Genomic DNA, 16,297 nt, shown 5'->3' on the forward strand with positions numbered 1-16,297 from the left:
CTGGGCAACACCGGCTCCGTCGAGGTCACCGTCCAGCTCCCGGCCGGCTCCCACGTCCAGGCCAAGGCCGACGCCGCCGAACTGCGCGGGGTCGGCCGCCTCGGAGACATCGACTTCGACGGCGGCTACCGCTCGGTCAAGCTCGACGAGACCACCGGGGCCCGCCTCACCGCCCACGACGCCACCATCACCATCGGCCGCCTCACCGGCCCCGCCGACATCACCACCCAGCGCGGCGACATCCACATCACCGAAGCCACCACCGGCACCGTCACCCTCACCACCCAGCACGGCGACATCGAAATCGGCGCCGCCCACGGCGTATCCGCCTCCCTCGACGCCGGCACCGCCTACGGCCGCGTCCACAACTCCCTGAACAACAACGACGGTTCCGCCGCCCCCCTCGCCCTCCACGCCACCACCAGCCACGGCGACATCACCGCCCGCAGCCTCTGAGCCCCGCCCCCACCTCTCATCGGAAAGGACGCCGCCATGCAGTCGCAGCCATCTCCCAAGCCCCAGGCGGCGATTGCGGCCGACTCCCGCCCCCTCGCCTCCTTCCTCCGCTTCGTCGTCCTCGGCGGCGGCATCGGAGTCCTCGCCGGCTTCGCCGTACCGCTGCTGGCCCTCACCATGCCCTGGGCCGCCGCCAACGCGATCATCACCGTCGCCACCACCCTGCTGTGCACCGAACTCCACGCCCGCTACACCTTCGTCCGACAGCGCAGCGCCACCTGGCGAGAACACTGGCAGTCCGCGGGCTCGGCGACCGCCGCCTACCTGAGCACCAGCCTCGCCATAGGGGCCCTGCACCTGATCCAGCCCTCCCCCGGCCTGCTCACCGAACAGACCGTCTATCTCACCGCCTCCGCCCTCGCCGGAACCGCCCGCTTCCTCATCCTCCGCCGCTACGTCTTCACCGGCCGCCGCGCCCGTCCCAGCGGGGTGGTTTCCCGCCCCGTCACAGGACTTGGTCCGGACGTAGAGTTCGAGAAGGCAGTCGGCCTGATCGCCTCGTACGACAGGAGTCGCTCTTGGAACCCGGCACACCCACCGGTCCCCGCCCCGCGATCGACACCGCACTCGCCAGGCGCCTGGTCGACACGCAGTTCCCGCACTGGGCGCCACTGCCTCTCACGCTGCTCGACCCGGCCGGTTCGGATCACGTCATCCACCGGCTCGGGGAGGACCTGGCCGTGCGCCTGCCCCGCCATGCCGGAGCCGGGCGGCAGGCCGTCAAGGAGTCGGAATGGCTGCCCCGGCTCGCCCCGCACCTGCCCCTGCCCGTTCCCACACCGGTGGCCGTCGGTGAACCGGACTTCGGATACCCGTGGCCGTGGGCGGTGTCCCGCTGGCTCGACGGTGACGTGGCCACCGCCGAGGCCCTGGGCGACTCGTCCCGGGCGGCCGTCCAGCTGGCCGAGTTCCTCCTCGCCCTCCAGGCGTGCACGCCCGACGACTTCGCGGCCCACCACACGCGCAAGGACCTCACCGGACAGCCGCTGGCCGACCGGGACCGATCAACACGGGCCGCTGTTGCGCGAGTTGACGGACCGTTCGATGCCGCCGCCATGACCGGACTGTGGGACGCGGCCCTCGACTCCCCCGGCTGGGACCGGCCTCCGGTCTGGTTCCACGGCGACTTCCACACCGGCAACCTGCTGACCGTCGACGGCCGCCTCAGCGCCGTCATCGACTTCGGCGAACTCGGCATCGGCGACCCGGCCCGCGACATGATGATCGCCTTCACCCTCATGTCCGCCAGCAGCCGGGCCACCTTCCGTGCCGCACTCGGCATCGACGACGCCACCTGGACCAGAGGCCGCGGCTGGGCCCTCGCCACCGGCCTGAACGCGTACACCAGTTACGCCGCCACCGACCCCCGCGTCGCCGCACAGACCACCCGCCAGATCACCGCGGCCCTCGCCGGCTGACCACCGCGCTGCGGGGGCTTCGACCGTCGTCGATGTTGACGCTGCTGTGGGGGTCATGGACGATCCCACACCGTGACGACGCGTATCGATCAAGAGCAGACCGACCCCGGCCGTACCCCTCCCCCGGCGCGCCCGATCGCCTTGGTCACCGGAGTGGGCCGCACCGTGGGGATCGGCGCGGGCATCGCTCGCCGGCTGGCCGTCTCGGGCTGGGACATCGCCTTCACCTACTGGACCCCCTACGACGATCGCATGACATGGCGCAGCGAGCCCGGCGCGACCGGCACGATCAGCCAGGCGCTGGCCGAGCACGGGGCGGCCAGCGCGGCCGTCGAGGCGGATCTCGCCGACCCCGGGACACCGGCGCGCGTCTTCGACGAGGCCGAACAACTGCTGGGGCCCGTCACCGCCTTGGTGATGTGCCACTGCGAGTCCGTCGACTCCGGTCTGCTCGACACGACCGTCGAGAGTTTCGACCGGCACTTCGCCGTCAACGCGCGCGCCGGCTGGCTGCTCATCCGCGAGTTCGGACGCCGCTTCGCCGGGGCTGCGGGCACCGGGCGGATCATCAGCCTCACCAGCGATCACACGGTGGGCAATCTGCCGTACGGCGCCAGCAAGGGCGCCCTGGACCGCATCACGCTGGCCGCCGCCCGCGAACTCGCCCACCTCGGGGTGACCGCCAACGTCATCAACCCCGGCCCCGTGGACACCGGATGGATGTCCGAGGAGATCCGCGAGCACTGCGTCCGCAGCACCCCGCTCGGCCGCCTGGGCACCCCGCAGGACACCGCCCACCTCGTGGACTTCCTGTGCTCGCGGGAAGGCGAGTGGATCAACGGCCAGCTGCTGATGAGCAATGGCGGGCTCGCGTAGCGGCCCGCCGGCCGGCGCACGGCACCTGTCCGAATCCACCCGGCCCTGACGGCTTTGTCACGCGCGTCACTAGCCCTGTGACGGCCGCCGGTTCACCGTGGTCCTTCCCATCCGCCCGCTCCATCCGGAAGGACTCACCCGTGAGACGAAGGCACTTCGTGGCCGGGGCGCTCGGCACGCTCGCGGGCGCCACGCTAGGCCCGGACCCCTCCCGTGCCGCCGCGCCGACACCCCGTGCGCAGGGCTGGCGGTCCGTGCCGGCGCCCGGCAGCACTCCTCCCGCGCAACTGCGCCGTGTCTCCGCCGCCGGACCCGGGCTCGCCTGGGCCGTGGGCGAGGAGGAACTCGGCGGGCCCGCCGGGGGACGAGCGCTGGGCATGGTGTGGAACGGCAGTGCCTGGACGAAGACGGATCTGTCCCATCTGAGCCATGTACGGCTGTGGGATGTCGCCGGTACCGGGCCCACCTCCGCGTGGAGCGTGGGCCAAGCCGGCGAAGGCCGCAGCCCGTTGCTGCGCTGGAACGGCACCACCTGGCGCGAGGCTTCCTTCCCCGGCCGGGGCGATCCGGACGTCCGGCTCACCTCCGTGGCGGTCGGCACCGACCGGCGGGTGTGGATCTGCGGCACCCGGGACGGCGCGGTCCGGCTGCTGCATCACGACGGGCGGCGGTGGCGGTGGCTGGACCCGTTGCCCGTGGCGAGCGCGAACCTCTACCGGGTCGTCGTGCGCACGCCGGGTGAGGTGTGGGTGTCCGGGGATCAGTCGACCGGCGGCGGCTGGTCCGGGCTCGTGGCCCGCTGGGACGGCGCCTGGACGGTCCTGCCCCCGATCCCGGGGCTGCGCCTGGGCATCGCCGACATCCACCCGGCCGCCGCGGACGACGTATGGGCGGTGGGTACGGAGGCCGGCGCCGGCGGCCCTCCGGGGCGTCCTGGCAACCCCTCCCTGAGCCACTTCGACGGCACCGCCTGGACGCGCGTCGAGGCGGGCTTCACCGTCGGGTCGCTGAGCGGCATCGCGGGCGACGCGCAGGGCCGCGCCGCCTGGATCTCCGGCTGGGACTACCAGGACCGCAGCCGCAGCACGTATCTGCGCCGGGACGGCGGCGGCTGGACCGTGGTCCGCGGCCCCGACGACACCGCCGCCACGCCGTACCTCAACGACGTGGCACGCGTGCCGGGCACCGAGGACTTCTGGTCGGTCGGCATGACGAGCCATGTGGCGGCTCCTCCCACCGAGGCGTACACCGAACGCCTCGGCCCCTGAGGGGAACCGCCCGCCAGGTGGTTCAGGGCCTGCGGCCGCGGAAGGTGCGGCGCAGGTCGCTCACCCAGGCGTCGGGGTTCTCCCAGGGGATGAAGTGGCCGCCGTGGTCATGGGCGTTGACGTTGACGTGGTGGAACCAGTCCGCCTGCGGGCCTGACGTGAACGCCTGGACCCGCTGGTCCGCGGTGTGGATGCCGGGCGGGTTCTCGTAGGTGACGAAGGTGAGGCCGACCGGGGCCTCGACGGCCGGGGTGCGGTCGTGGGCCGGGGCCCAGGGGTAGCGGTTGGCGTTCGCGTAGTAGCGCATCGACGTGGCGACGGAGTTGTTCACCCAGTAGATCGTGGCGTGGGTGAGCAGGTCGTCCTTGGTGAAGACGGACTCGACGTCCCCGCCGTTGTCGCTCCAGGCGTTCCAGCGTTCCAGCAGCCAGGCGAGGAGTCCGGCGGGTGAGTCGCTGAGCCCGTGGGCCAGGGTGGCGCCGTCGAGCATGTGCACGGTGAGGTGGGGCGCCCAGCGGTGGTCCAGTTCGATGATGCGGGCGCGGATGTCGGCGGGCTGGTCGTCGGTGAGGGGCCGGTTCCGGGCGAAGTCCCAGGCGCGGGGCCGGTGAAGAAGTCGAGCGGCAGCCCGGAGCCGATGTGGATGCCGTACAGCTCGTCGGCGTACTTGTGGCCGAGCTGGCTGGAGACGAGCCCGCCGATGTCGCAGCCCCCGGCGGCGTACCTCTCGTACCCCAGGGTCTCGGTCATGAGGGAGTGCCAGAGGTCGGCGACCTTCCAGAAGTTGACGTCCGGGAAGCCGGTGAGCGGGCCGGGGAAGCCGAAGCCGGGCAGGGACGGCACGATGACGTCGAACGCGTCGGCGGGGTCACCGCCGAAGGCGGCCGGGTCGGCGAGCGGGTCGATCACCTTCGCTCAGTGCCAGAACGTCCACGGCCAGCCGTGGGTGAGGATCAGCGGGATCGGGCGGGGGCCGCGGCCGGGCTTGCGCAGGAAGTGCACCGGGACGCCGGCGACGCTGACTCGGTAGTGCTCGTGGACGTTGATGGCGGCCTCGGCCTTGCGCCAGTCGTAGCCGTCCCGCCAGTAGGCGACCAACTCCCGCACGTAGCCGGCCGGGACGCCGTAGGACCAGTCCGCGTTGCCCTCGTCCAGCGGCGGGCGGGTCAGTGCGAGACGGGCGCGCAGGTCGTCGAGGGCCTCGTCGGGCACATGGATCGGGGTCGGCTCCAGGGGGAAGGTGTGCCGGGCGGTCATGGCGTGGTTCCTTGCGGGGCAGGTGGTCCGGGGGGACGGGTCGGCAGGGTGAATCCCGACGCACGGTCGCGGAAGACGACCGGCCGGGAGACGGGGTGGATGCCGTTCTTCACGGGGTGCCCTTCCCTCCTTGACTCGGCCATGCCAGGCACCCCGCGCAACACCGGACCCCGTCTCCGCATTCCCCCTAGTGCCAGTTGCTGATCTGCACGTCATGCGGCGAGGGTTCGCCCTTGCCGGTCTCGACCAGCTTCTTCAGGCTCATGAGGTAGGTCGCCCACTTGGTGGAGCAGTGGTGCATGAACTCCACCTGCTCCTTCCAGCCTTCGTGCCGGAACAGCACGATCGTGAAGTCGTCCTCCTGCTTCAGCTCGAAGCTGACGCGCGTGCCGATCCACTCCGGCGGACCGTCGACGACCTCCCAGACCACCCGCTCGGCCGGTTCGGCCTCCAGGACCTTCATGTCGAACCCGCCGGGCACGAAACGGAACCGGATCACTCCGCCGACGGCACTGTCGCCGTCGGTCTCCTGGGTCCACCAGCCCGCCAGTCCGTCGATGGTCGTCAGGGCGGTGTAGACCTCATCGGGTGACGAGGTGACTCCGATCCTGTGCAGGATGTCCACCATGTCGCTGCCTCTTTCCTGGGATGAGCGCCCGCGTCGGGGCGCGGTCCCGCACCGCGGGACGGAAGACGTACGAAGTCGGCGGGTCACTTCTCCTGGCCGCGCTCAATGGCCTCGGCGATCCGCTTGATGCGCTGCAGCCGGGCGTCCCACGTGGCCCCGACGGCCGACAACTGGGCGACGGCACGGGCGAGTTGGGCCTCGTCCACCTCGTAGCGGCGCTCGCGTCCGGACGGTGTGACCTGCACCAGTCCGACCCGGTGCAGCACACCGAGGTGTTTGGCGACCGCCTGCCGCGTCACCGGGAGCTGCCCGCTGAGCGTGGTGGCCGTGCCGCCGCCGTCGGCGAGCAGTACATCGAGCATCCGGCGCCGGGTGGGGTCCCCCACGGCCGACCAGAGCTCGTCGTCGACGGAGACGGTCACCGCGTCGACACCACCCGCGCGACATAGCTGACGAGGCGGGGCAGGAAGTGGTCCCAGCCGGTGACGTGCTCGCGGTACGCCTCTTCGAGTACGGCGGCCTCCCAGCCCCTCTCCCGGAAGCCGGTCTCACTGAAGCGCAGCAGCGTGCCCGCGCCGGACGGAACCAGCTCGAAGGTCACCAGCAGCGCGTTGTCCGGCGCCGCCGGCTGCCCTTCGTCGTACACCCACCGGAAGGAGAACCGCCGCGGCGGGTCGGCCTCGACCACCGTGAGGGGGACGACCGTCGCCTCCGGTGTGGTCTTGTCGCCGAAGATGATGGTGCCGGTGGCGCCGGGCACCGGGGCGAGGTCCGCCTCGTCAGGCCACCACTCCCGCATATGCTCGGGCCGGCTGACGACCTCGTAGACCACCTCGGGCGCGGCGGCGATATGGATCTCCCGTTCGATACTGCCGTACTCCATGCCACTCTCCAGCCATTAGCAACCTTTGGTTGCATGTAACGGTAGAGCGGCCCGGCCGAATGCGCAACCGATGGTTGCTCAATGCTCCCGATGGCGGTCGCCCACCGGGCCCTCGGAGTCCGGGTGTGACGTCTCCTCGAAACGGCGCACGTCCTCCTCGTCCCACTTGCTCGTGTCCCGGGGCTGGGTGTACGGCTCGGCCTCGGGCGGATGCCCGCCCGCGATGGCGCGCTGGCGCACGGTCTCGGCGTCGAACTGCAGGCCGAACAGGATCGCGAGATTGCTGATCCAGAGCCAGATGAGGAAGACGATGACGCCGGCCATGGTGCCGTACGTCTTGTTGTACGAGGCGAAGTTGGCCACGTAGAACGCGAATCCGGCCGAGGCCGCCAGCCAGATCACCAGGGCCAGGAAGCTGCCGGGGGTGATCCACTTGAAGCCCTTGACCTTGGCGTTCGGAGTCGCCCAGTACAGGACCGCGATCATGATGGTGACCAGCACCACCAGCACGGGCCACTTCGCGATCGACCACACCGTCAGCGCCGAGTCCCCGATCCCGAGCGCCTGTCCGGCCTGGCTGGCCAGACCGCCGGTGAAGACCACGATCAGCGCGCAGGCCACCGCCATCACCATCAGCAAGACGGTGACGGCCACGCGCACCGGCAGGATCTTCCACACCGGGCGGCCCTCCGGCATGTCGTAGACGGCGTTCGCGGAGCGGATGAAGGCCGCCACGTACCCGGACGCCGACCACACCGCCAGCGCGAGGCCGAGCAGGGCCATCACGGAGCCGGTTCCGGAGTTGTTCTGGAGCTGTTCCACGGCCCGGGTGATGATGTCCCGCGCCGAGCCCGGGGTGAGGTCCTGAAGGTTCGTCAGCACCTTGTCGGTCGCCGACTTGCCCGCGATGCCCAGCAGGGAGACCAGCACCAGCAGCGCCGGGAACAGGGACAGCACCCCGTAGTAGGTCAGCGCCGCGGCCCGGTCGGTCAGCTCGTCGTCCTTGAACTCCTTCACGGTGCCCTTGAGCACCGCCCACCAGGCCCCCTTGGGCAGCTTCGTGGGCGAGTCCGGCGCGGCCTCCTCGACCTGCTCGTCAGGCCCCGCCTCCTCCGGCGACGGCCGCGCCAAGCGCTCGTCGGAGTCGTGGTGTGCCTTGCGCCCAGGAAGATGCAGCTTCGTCATAACCCACCGGGTAACCGCGCAGCGCCCTCTCAAAGCTGAAGTGCCGTCATTCCTGGCCGCTCACAACGTGATCCGCCACCGTCATCCGTGGCCGGGCGCACCGTGATCCGACGCCGCCGTCATCCGTGGCCGGGCGCACCGTGATCCGACGCCACCGTCATCCGTGGCCGGGCGCACCGTGATCCGCCACCGTCACTCGGGGCCGGGCGTACCGCCGTACGGCAGCGGGCCCGCCCGTGCGGTCGCCGTCAGGCGGCCCGGCGCCGGGCGCGCACCGCCCCCTCCGCCCGCGACAGGGTGCGGGCCGCGCTGACCTGGTAGGTGGTCTTCCCCGGATCGGTGACCGGGGCGCCGAGGGTGATGCGGCCCGTCGCGCGCAACTCCTCGCACACGTCCGTCGGCAGCGCGACGTAGCACCCGCCGGTACCGCCGGCGGAACCGACCGGCCGCCAGTAGCCGTAGCGGAGCCGCCCGCCCGCGTGCGCCGTGACGAAGACCGGCGTGCGGGGGTCGGACACGATCCGCAGCACCTCGGCCGCGGGCCCGGCGAGCGGGGCCACGGGCCCTCTCGGGCGGGGCCCCGGAGCGGTGCTGGGACGCGGGGCGGCGGGGCCGGCCGCCCGGTCGAGGAGGCTTCTATGCGTGAGCGGCATCGGCAGGGTCCTTCCAGACACGGGAAACGGACACCGATCGCCCCGTCCGGGCCCGGTGTTGATCTTGCTGCGCCGCATTCTTGCCCACGGCACTGACAACGCGGCTCCACCTCCTCACGGCGCGGTCACGGCGCCCCGCGCGCCGGTCTCCCCGCCGTCGGCCGGGAGCCTGGTGCCGACGGGCTCGGTGAGGTAGGCGGTGATGCCGGTGAGGTCGAGCAGGCGCGTGAGCTGTGCGGGGCGGTTGTCGAGGTGCAGGGTGATCCTCGCCCGGTGCGTGCGCCGACGGAGCATGAGCAGCGCGGACAGGCCCACCGAGTCGGTCATGGTCAGCTCCGCGCAGTCCAGGCGGAGGTCGGACGGACTCGTGCCGTGTTCCTGGACGTACGTGTCCAGGGCGTCCGCCAGGAGGGCGAGAAACGTGCCTCCGGTGCCGTGGTCGAGGTCGCCCCCGACCGCCGCGACGAGCACGCCGGGGGCGACGGTACGGGTGACCACCCGCAGGGCCGGACACGTACTCATGCGGACACCTCCGTTCCGGCCGCGGCCGTGGCGGGCGGCGCGTCCAGGGTCGTGCCCGCGTCCCGCAGGAAGCGCTGGGCACGCGGGAAGTCGTGCAGTTCCCCGGCCAGCACCGTCAGGCCGAGGCCGAGCGAGGCCACGGGGACCCGGCGCACGGTGAGGATGCGGGCGGTCCAGGTGACGAACCGGTCGAAGATGTCGCCGTCGTCGAAGTAGAGGGCGGTCGCCAGGAAGTCGAGGATGTGGCTGATGTCCTCGGCGGTGCGGTCGTACTGGTCCGGGGTGTAGTGCCGCATCGCCGGATACCGCTCCTCCAGGTCGTGCAGCGCCTGCCTCACCAGCGCGGACCGGTTGCGGAGGATGAAGGTGTACTCCTGGTCGGCGAGGTGCGGCAGGTCGTCGACCTGCTGCCGGGCGGCGAGGGCGAACGGCGTCCTCGGGCCGGTTTCCAGGAGGCCGGCGGCCTGCCTGGCGTCCCGCGCCCAGGCGTCCGCGCGCAGGGCGCGGGCCTGGCGGCCGTCGGGGCCGAACGCGGCGCCGCCCACGACGACCGGCACCCCGATCGACTGACACGCCGTCAGGGCCGCGTGCGCCTTGGGCAGATGGGTGGGGATCGACGCGGACAGCAGCACCGCCCCGGGCCGGGTGGCGTGCAGATGGGTGATGAGGTGGGGGGTCGGCACATGGGCGCCGAGAAAGTCCACCCGGTGACCGCGCCACCGCAGGGTCTCCGCCACGAGCCGGGCCGGCAGCGCGTGCCACTCCCCGTCCACGCACGCCACGGTCACCCGGGTCCGGTCACCGGAGGGAGGGGGCACCCGCCGCGCCAGAGCCGCCACCGCACGGTCGTTGACGGCGGTGACGGCGTGCTCGTCGGCCACGGTGATCCGGTCGGCCGCCCATTCCTCGCCCACCTTCCGCTGCACCGCGGCGATGACGTCGAGGAGGAGGGACTCAGGGCACCAGCCGTCCCGCGCGGCCGAGTCCACCACGCCGATCGCCGCCGCCTCGTCGGCGTCCAGTGCCGCCGTCCACAGCCGTTCCCGCAGCGTCAGGATCTCGTGATCCGCCGGTACGGCAGTTCTCATGCGTCGCTCTCCCTGTTCACGCCGTCCACGGCGTCGGTACGGCCGGTACCTCCACCGACGAGCTGGAGCCGCCCTCGGCCGCCCGCCGGGTTGGTGACGGCGAGGGTGGCCATGTCGTCGTGGTTGCGCCCGCTCAGCCACTGGTCCGCCAGCATGTGCACGCGCTCCACCAGCGCCTCGGGGGGCATCCGCGCACAGTCGCGGAGCGCGGCGCGCAGCCGGTGCTCGCCGTACATCTCGTCGCCGAGCGGGCCGCCGCGGGCCTCGGTGATGCCGTCGGTGTACAGCAGGCAGCTCTCGCCGGGCGCCAGGACGACCCGTACGGTGCTCGCCTGTACGTCGGGCAGGGCCCCGACCAGCTGCCCGCGGGTCGGCACCTCCTCCACCTGCCCGTCCCGCCGCACGACGAGCGGCGGGAGGTGGCCCGCGCTGGTCAGCCTGAGGTGTACCAGCCCGGCGCGGAAGCGCGCGGAGGCCAGCGTCAGGGTGGCGAACCGGGCGCTGTGGGAGTTCAGCAGGGCGCCGTTCAGCAGACCGAGGACCTGCTGGTGGTCGTCGGCGAGCGGCAGCAGCGCCTGCAGGATGCTGCGGATCTTGCCGGTGAGCACGGCGGCCTCCAGCCCCTTGCCGGCCACGTCGCCCAGGACCGCGAACGACTCCTGCGAGGGGTCGGCACCGGGGTGTACGTCGTAGAAGTCGCCGCCGACCCGTTCGTGATCGCGGGCGGCACGGTAGCGGCCGGCGTAGCCCACGCCGTGCACCTGGCGCAGGGTGGGCGGCAGCAGTTCCCGCATCAGGGCACCGGTGATGGCGGCCTGCTCGGTGTAGAGGCGGGCCGCGGACAGCGCGGCTCCGGCCCGCGAGGAGAACAGGCGCGCGAAGACCTCCTCGCCCTCGTCGAAGGCGCGGTGGCTGCCGGAGCGGAGCAGGACGAGGGCGCCCGCCGGGATGCCGTGCCCGGGCAGCGGGGTGACGATCACGGCGCCGATGGGGCCGGCGAAGCCCGGCGGGACGGCCCAGTCGGGGATGCTGTCGGGGCTGATCCAGCGGGCGGGCACCGGCGGGAAGCCCTGCAGCGCCTCCGTCAGTCCCGGCACCACCTCCGGGTCGATCTCCCGCGTGGTCCGGGTGAGGGGTCCGCCCTTCTCCGCGTAGGTGAGCGGATGCCGGCGGCCCCGCGCTGGGGCGACCACCACGGCGGCGTCCGCGAGGTGTTCGGCGGCGAGCCGCGCGGTCACCTCCAGACAGCGGTCGAGGTTGAGCGACGCGAGCAGGGCGCTGGAGGCCGCCGACAGGACCGAGGCCCGTTCCCGCGCGCTGTCCAGGGCCCGCTCGGTGAGCCGTAGATCGGTGTCCTCCAGCAGCCACCACACCACCTCGCCGCCGGGGCGGGGCGTGGGGTGGGCGCGGAAGGCGCGGTCGGCGATCGTGCCCGCGGCCGGCGCCGGGTCGCCGGTGCCCGCGTCCCTCGGCGTCAGCCGGCGGTGCGCGTCGAGGAGCCAGAGCGGCGCGGTCCGTCCGGCGCCGCCGGCCGGGGCCGGGTGGGCCAGGAGGGTGCGGGCGGCGTCGTTGAGGTCGACGATGCCGCCGACGCGGTCCATCACCAGGATCGGGCAGGGGGCACCGCGCCACGACGCGCCGACGCCCAGGTCGCCGCGCGCGGGGGCGGAGGATCCGGAAGCGGGAGAAGGCATCACAGGCAGGGGAGCGCCACGTGCGCGCCCAACCCCCTTCCTGCTGCTGGAAAACAAGAGCTTTTCACCGTCTCCCGACCGGCACGCCCCCCGCAGACGCTCTTCGCGCCGCGTGGACCGGCGGACAGGGGTGAGGGCCGCGATGCGCTCACCGAACGCGAGAACATCCCGGCCCTGATACAGCGTCAGAACCCCGGCACGGCAAGCCGGTCAGTGCCGCCGCCCCCGCAACTTGCCGAGCAGGCGCTGCGCCTGCGCCCGGCGGCGCGGGTCGGCGGAGGCACGGCGTACCTGCTCTGCCGTACGACGCCCCTGCGGGCTGCGACTGAACTGCTTGATCTTGTCCAACATTCCTGGCATGTCTGCCTCCTGAGTGCGGTGGACGACAGTGCCGGTGCGGCAAAGCCTTCGTGCGTCACCGGTTACCCCGGTTCGGCCGGGTCATCCCTGCCGACATTTCCCAGGCCCTCGTCCACCGGATTCGGGGCGCCGAGGTGACGGCATCGAAGATCACTCGTTTGCCCTACGAACGGATCTTTCCGCCCCCACTCGAAAGAGCGAGGCGATCATGTCCCTGCGCCGGCCGGCGAACCCCGGCAGCGAACCGCGCGTACTCGACGTGGAGCACGCCGAGGCCGCGCTCATGGAGCACTACGCCCGACTGGTCCGCCTGGTCTATGTGACGCTCCCCCGCGGCCTCAGCCGCCACCGGAGGGTCCTGGCCGCGCACGGTGTCGTGCAGCGGGCGCTCCCCCGGCGCCCGCTGGTCGTGCCGGGCCGGCGCCGGGCGAGGGACGCCCGGCAGCTGGGCTCCGCCGAGTACACGGCCCTGCGGACGCGTGTGCTGCGGGCCTCCCTGGCTCACGAGTCACGGTCCGCACGGCTTTCCCGGGCCCGCTCGATGCTCCCCGCGGTGTGGGGGCTGCGGCTGTTCCCGCAGTCCGGGGGCGCCGAGGAGATGGCGCTGGACCGGGCTCTCGCCCAGGCCGACTGGCCCGTGCGGGCGGCCGTCGCGCTGCTGGTGCTGGACGAGGAGTCCGCCGAGGAGGCGGGCGGTGTCCTGCGGGCCGTGGGCGTGAGCGAGCCCGAGGGTGCCGTCCTCGCGGCGCGGCGGCTCGTCGAGCAGGGGCGCCCCGCCGCCGAAGGGGCGCCGGACGCAGGCACCGGCGTGCCGGCCACCGCCCTGCTCGCCCCGGAGTTCGACCCCTGCCTGCTGCACGCGCGGCCGACCGACCTGCTCCGCCGCCGGCACCGGGTGCGCTCCTCCGCGACGGCCGTCCTGGTGGCCGGGTGCGCCATGGTGTCCGCGCTCGCCCTCCCGGACGGCACCACCGGCCCCGCCGGAAGCGGGCAGCACGGTCCGGCGTCGGCGGTCGACGCCCAGGAGCTGCGCCGTACACCCCCCGACGCCTGGGCCGACACCGCGCGCGTCGACTTCACCGCCTGGCCCGCCCGCGGCGCGCGGACCGGCGACCGGGACCTGCTCGAGCGCGCCCTGCGCGCCTGGTCGGACCCGGACCGGCGGATGCGACGGTCGGTGGAGCCGGGTGCGGCGTCCACCGGGACGGGCCGGCCCCCGCGGCTGCTGTTCGCCGGTGACGTCGACGACCGCGCGGTGGTCGTCCTGCACGACGACCTGACCACCGTGCGCTACAGCGAGCCGCTCTCCGGTGACGGACCGCCGGAGCTGGTCTCCGCCCTCACCGAGGGCGCCGACGTCACCACCGCGGCCGCGGTCGTCGTCTCCCGCTCCACGGATGCGGTACGGCTGCTGCTGGCGCCGTGGATCGCCGAGGCGGGCACCCGCGACCTGCTCGCGCCCGACACCGCGGTGCGCGGCCTGGACAGCTCCGACAGCGGCGTCACCGACCCCCTTCCCGTGCCGCCGGCCGGTCGCGACTGCGGGACCTGGCCGGTGGTGCAGCTGCGCTCCTCACCGCGCATCGTCGAGGACCACGCCTTCCTGCTCACCGACCTCGGCGGCCTGTCGCCCGCGCACCTGACGTACATGCCACCTCCGGAGCCCGGCGTACGGCCGCGTCCGCCGCGGGAGGCCACCGGCCCGCAGGCCCTGGAAGGCTGGGCGCGCGCCGCGTGCCGCCTGGAGGGGCTGCGGGGCGAGGGCGTGCGGGCGGTGAACCACTGGGTGTTCGCCCAGCAGGAGCTGCCCGAGCGGGCCGGGCGGGCCACGTGGGTGTGTGCCCGGGCGGACACCTGGCGGGGGCGGGGACGCGTGGAGTATCTCTTCCTCGGCCCGGGCAGCGGCGGCGCCCGGTCGGCCGGTGTCCGGGAGGACACCGCCGAGTGCAGCCGGTTCGGCCAGGACGTCGTGGCCGGCATCGACTGGCGGGCCCCCTCCGGGGCGTCGTACCTCCTCGCCGCCGGAAGCAGGTCACTCACGCGCGTGGAGGCGTCGGCCCCGGTCCGCGCGGCGGCCGACGGGCGCTTCCTCGCCGTCCGCGCTTCCCGGGGCGCCGATGCGCAGGTCAGCGGGCGGGGCACCGGTGGGGCGGAGGTGCACGGCCCTCGGTGAGAGGCGGGGCCGCCCGGGTGCGTCACGGGCGAGCGGAACTCCAGCCACGCCGGACGCCGCTCCTCGTCCCCGCGCCGCTCACTTCTTGCGCTTCTTGAGGGCGGACGGCTTGTGGACGGCGGAGCGCCCTGACTTGTCGCTGCGCACTTCGTACTGCGGCTCCTCGGACGAGGCGTCGACGGTGCGGCCGGCGGCCTCGGTCCGCTCGGTGATCTTCTTCTCGACCTTGCCGGTCGTCTCGCTGCCGTGGCTGCTCCAGGCGACCTTGTCGCCCTTGCGCGGGTTGTCGTCCCGGCGGTTGTGCTTGGCCATGTCGATGCCCCTCGTGGTCGCGGCCCGTCCCGGCGGCGGTTTCCGGCCGGGTGCCGGGGCGACAGTCGTTCGCCCCTGTCGCGAAACGGGCTCTCGCCCCGGCTCGGGGGGTCTCGGGGCGAGAGCCCTGTCCCTCCCGCGTAAGACACTTCCGCACCGAGGCCGCCCGCGGATGCAGCCCCGGACGAAGACGAGTGCCGGAGGCTCGGCCTAGCGGCGCAGGTCCCGCAGTACCTCGCGGGCGGCCCGTGCCCCCGAGGCCAGTGCGCCCTGGACCGAGCCGGTCGCCCGGTGGTCCCCGCACACGTAGCGGCCGGGCCCCACCCGGCTGGTCCGGCTGAGCGGCTGCGGCGGCGCCATGGCGGGCAGCGCGTCCTCGACCGTGCGGACCGTCAGCAGCTGCCAGCCGTCCGTACCCGTCCCGTACGCCTCGCCGACGGCCTCGCGCACCTGGCTCTCCCGGCCCTCGGCGTCATGGCCGAGGACCGAGGTGGCGATCAGCGCGTGGCCCGCCGGGGCGTACTCGGGCACGACGTCGCTGAGGACGCAGGTGTTGAGGAACCGGCGCCGGGTGTCCACGAGCAGGGTCGGCTCGCCCAGCGGGGAGCGCGGGGCGATGTGCCAGTACGTCGTCACGACCCGGTAGGCGGGGAGGTCGACGTCGGGCAGCAGCGCGGCGACCGTTCCGGGTCCGCTCGCCACCACCACGGCCCGTGCCGGCAGCTCGCGGCCGCCCGCCGTCAGCACCCCTGCGCCGGTCAGCCGCTCCACGGGCGTATCGAGCCGTACGGTGCCGGTGGGCAGGGCGGCGGCCAGGGCGCGCGGGACGGCTCCTACGCCGTGCGCGGGCAGGCACAGCGTGCCGCGCAGCATGCTCCGCCACACCAGGTGGAAGACCCGGCCGGAGGTGACCAGTTCGTCCTCCAGGAACACGCCCGACAGGAACGGCCGGAAGAACCGCTCCACCAGGTCGTCGGAGATACCGGCCTGCGCGAGGGCCGTACGGGTGGTGGTGTCCGCGGTCCGCTTCAGGAGGCGCGGCGGGACCAGCATGTCGCGGGCGCAGAGCACCCCGAGGGCGGCCATGTCGCGGGGGCCGGCCAGCCGCCCCGGCAGCAGATCCGGCAGGGTGCGCGGGCGCCGGGTGGGATCGCTGAAGCGGAGCCTGCCCGCCGGGCCGTGCACGAGCACTCCGGGGGTGAAGGGCCGCAGTCCGAGGTCCTTCAGCACCAGCCGGCGCCGGACCTGGGGGTAGGAGGTGTTGAACACCTGGAAGCCGCGGTCCACGACGAACCCCTCGACGCGGTCGGAGCGCATGCGTCCGCCGACCTCGTCCGAGGCCTCCAGCACCTGGACGCCGACACCCGCCTCCAGCAGGTCGCGGGCGCAGGCGAGGCCGGCGACACCGGCCCCCACCACCAGCACGTCCGCCGCCTTGTCTGCCGCGCCCACATGACCACCTCT

16 protein-coding genes and 1 pseudogene are annotated in these 16,297 nt (G+C 73.4%); 5 read left to right on the top strand and 12 right to left on the bottom strand.

Annotated features, from left to right (window positions below):
* From ACWD1Z_RS32535 to ACWD1Z_RS32550, 4 genes are all read left to right on the top strand, one after another.
* Window positions 1-456: DUF4097 family beta strand repeat-containing protein (locus ACWD1Z_RS32535; protein ID WP_451123686.1), on the top strand; the 456-nt coding region annotated here is incomplete at its 5' end.
* A 578-nt stretch (window positions 457-1,034) separates the two neighbouring features.
* Window positions 1,035-1,934 (top strand): aminoglycoside phosphotransferase family protein, encoded by a 900-nt coding sequence (locus ACWD1Z_RS32540; RefSeq protein ID WP_451123688.1) that lies wholly within the window; start codon window positions 1,035-1,037, stop codon window positions 1,932-1,934.
* Window positions 1,935-2,006: 72 nt separating this feature from the next.
* Complete coding sequence (locus ACWD1Z_RS32545; protein WP_451123690.1) at window positions 2,007-2,810, top strand: SDR family oxidoreductase; 804 nt, start codon at window positions 2,007-2,009, stop codon at window positions 2,808-2,810.
* A gap of 140 nt (window positions 2,811-2,950) precedes the next feature.
* Window positions 2,951-4,078, top strand: coding sequence for a hypothetical protein (locus tag ACWD1Z_RS32550; protein ID WP_451123692.1), 1,128 nt, complete (start codon window positions 2,951-2,953; stop codon window positions 4,076-4,078).
* Window positions 4,079-4,100: 22 nt separating this feature from the next.
* Here the strand turns inward: ACWD1Z_RS32550 and ACWD1Z_RS32555 are convergent.
* The 10 genes and pseudogenes from ACWD1Z_RS32555 to ACWD1Z_RS32600 all read right to left on the bottom strand — a co-directional run bounded on the left by ACWD1Z_RS32555 (window position 4,101) and on the right by ACWD1Z_RS32600 (window position 12,348).
* Window positions 4,101-5,335 (bottom strand): annotated as a pseudogene (locus ACWD1Z_RS32555) (epoxide hydrolase family protein).
* A gap of 187 nt (window positions 5,336-5,522) precedes the next feature.
* A complete protein-coding gene (locus ACWD1Z_RS32560) occupies window positions 5,523-5,963 on the bottom strand; it encodes an SRPBCC family protein (protein WP_451123694.1) in 441 nt (146 codons plus the stop codon).
* Window positions 5,964-6,046: 83 nt separating this feature from the next.
* A complete protein-coding gene (locus ACWD1Z_RS32565; protein WP_389419574.1) occupies window positions 6,047-6,385 on the bottom strand; it encodes an ArsR/SmtB family transcription factor in 339 nt (112 codons plus the stop codon).
* Window positions 6,382-6,846 (bottom strand): SRPBCC family protein, encoded by a 465-nt coding sequence (locus ACWD1Z_RS32570; RefSeq protein ID WP_451123697.1) that lies wholly within the window; start codon window positions 6,844-6,846, stop codon window positions 6,382-6,384. The genes ACWD1Z_RS32565 and ACWD1Z_RS32570 overlap by 4 nt, the downstream gene beginning before the upstream one ends.
* A gap of 78 nt (window positions 6,847-6,924) precedes the next feature.
* Window positions 6,925-8,031: a YihY/virulence factor BrkB family protein gene (locus ACWD1Z_RS32575; protein WP_451123699.1), complete on the bottom strand. Its 1,107-nt coding sequence runs from the start codon at window positions 8,029-8,031 to the stop codon at window positions 6,925-6,927.
* Window positions 8,032-8,279: 248 nt separating this feature from the next.
* Window positions 8,280-8,684, bottom strand: a complete 405-nt coding sequence (locus ACWD1Z_RS32580; protein ID WP_451123701.1) for a hypothetical protein — start codon at window positions 8,682-8,684, stop codon at window positions 8,280-8,282.
* A 114-nt stretch (window positions 8,685-8,798) separates the two neighbouring features.
* Window positions 8,799-9,206, bottom strand: a complete 408-nt coding sequence (locus tag ACWD1Z_RS32585) for an STAS domain-containing protein (RefSeq protein ID WP_451123703.1) — start codon at window positions 9,204-9,206, stop codon at window positions 8,799-8,801.
* Window positions 9,203-10,294, bottom strand: coding sequence for a cobalamin B12-binding domain-containing protein (locus ACWD1Z_RS32590; protein WP_451123705.1), 1,092 nt, complete (start codon window positions 10,292-10,294; stop codon window positions 9,203-9,205). Before ACWD1Z_RS32590 ends, ACWD1Z_RS32585 begins: the two co-directional genes overlap by 4 nt.
* On the bottom strand, window positions 10,291-11,988 hold the full coding sequence (locus ACWD1Z_RS32595; protein WP_451123707.1) for a PP2C family protein-serine/threonine phosphatase: 1,698 nt from the start codon (window positions 11,986-11,988) through the stop codon (window positions 10,291-10,293). Before ACWD1Z_RS32595 ends, ACWD1Z_RS32590 begins: the two co-directional genes overlap by 4 nt.
* A 210-nt stretch (window positions 11,989-12,198) precedes the next feature.
* Window positions 12,199-12,348, bottom strand: coding sequence for a hypothetical protein (locus ACWD1Z_RS32600; protein ID WP_250076857.1), 150 nt, complete (start codon window positions 12,346-12,348; stop codon window positions 12,199-12,201).
* A gap of 208 nt (window positions 12,349-12,556) precedes the next feature.
* On the opposite strand from ACWD1Z_RS32600, the gene ACWD1Z_RS32605 reads away from it, so the two are divergent.
* Window positions 12,557-14,521 carry a hypothetical protein gene (locus ACWD1Z_RS32605; RefSeq protein ID WP_451123710.1) on the top strand — a complete coding sequence of 655 codons (1,965 nt, stop codon included), beginning with the start codon at window positions 12,557-12,559 and terminating at the stop codon, window positions 14,519-14,521.
* Between the two features lie 78 nt (window positions 14,522-14,599).
* Here ACWD1Z_RS32605 and ACWD1Z_RS32610 read toward each other — a convergent pair whose 3' ends face one another.
* Window positions 14,600-14,833, bottom strand: a complete 234-nt coding sequence (locus tag ACWD1Z_RS32610; protein WP_451123712.1) for a DUF2945 domain-containing protein — start codon at window positions 14,831-14,833, stop codon at window positions 14,600-14,602.
* 210 nt (window positions 14,834-15,043) lie between these two features.
* Entirely contained in the window at window positions 15,044-16,285 is a 1,242-nt protein-coding gene (locus tag ACWD1Z_RS32615) for an NAD(P)/FAD-dependent oxidoreductase (RefSeq protein ID WP_451123714.1), read from the bottom strand.
* Window positions 16,286-16,297 lie beyond the last annotated feature (12 nt).

The sequence above is a fragment of the Streptomyces sp. NPDC002784 genome, assembly GCF_053592135.1.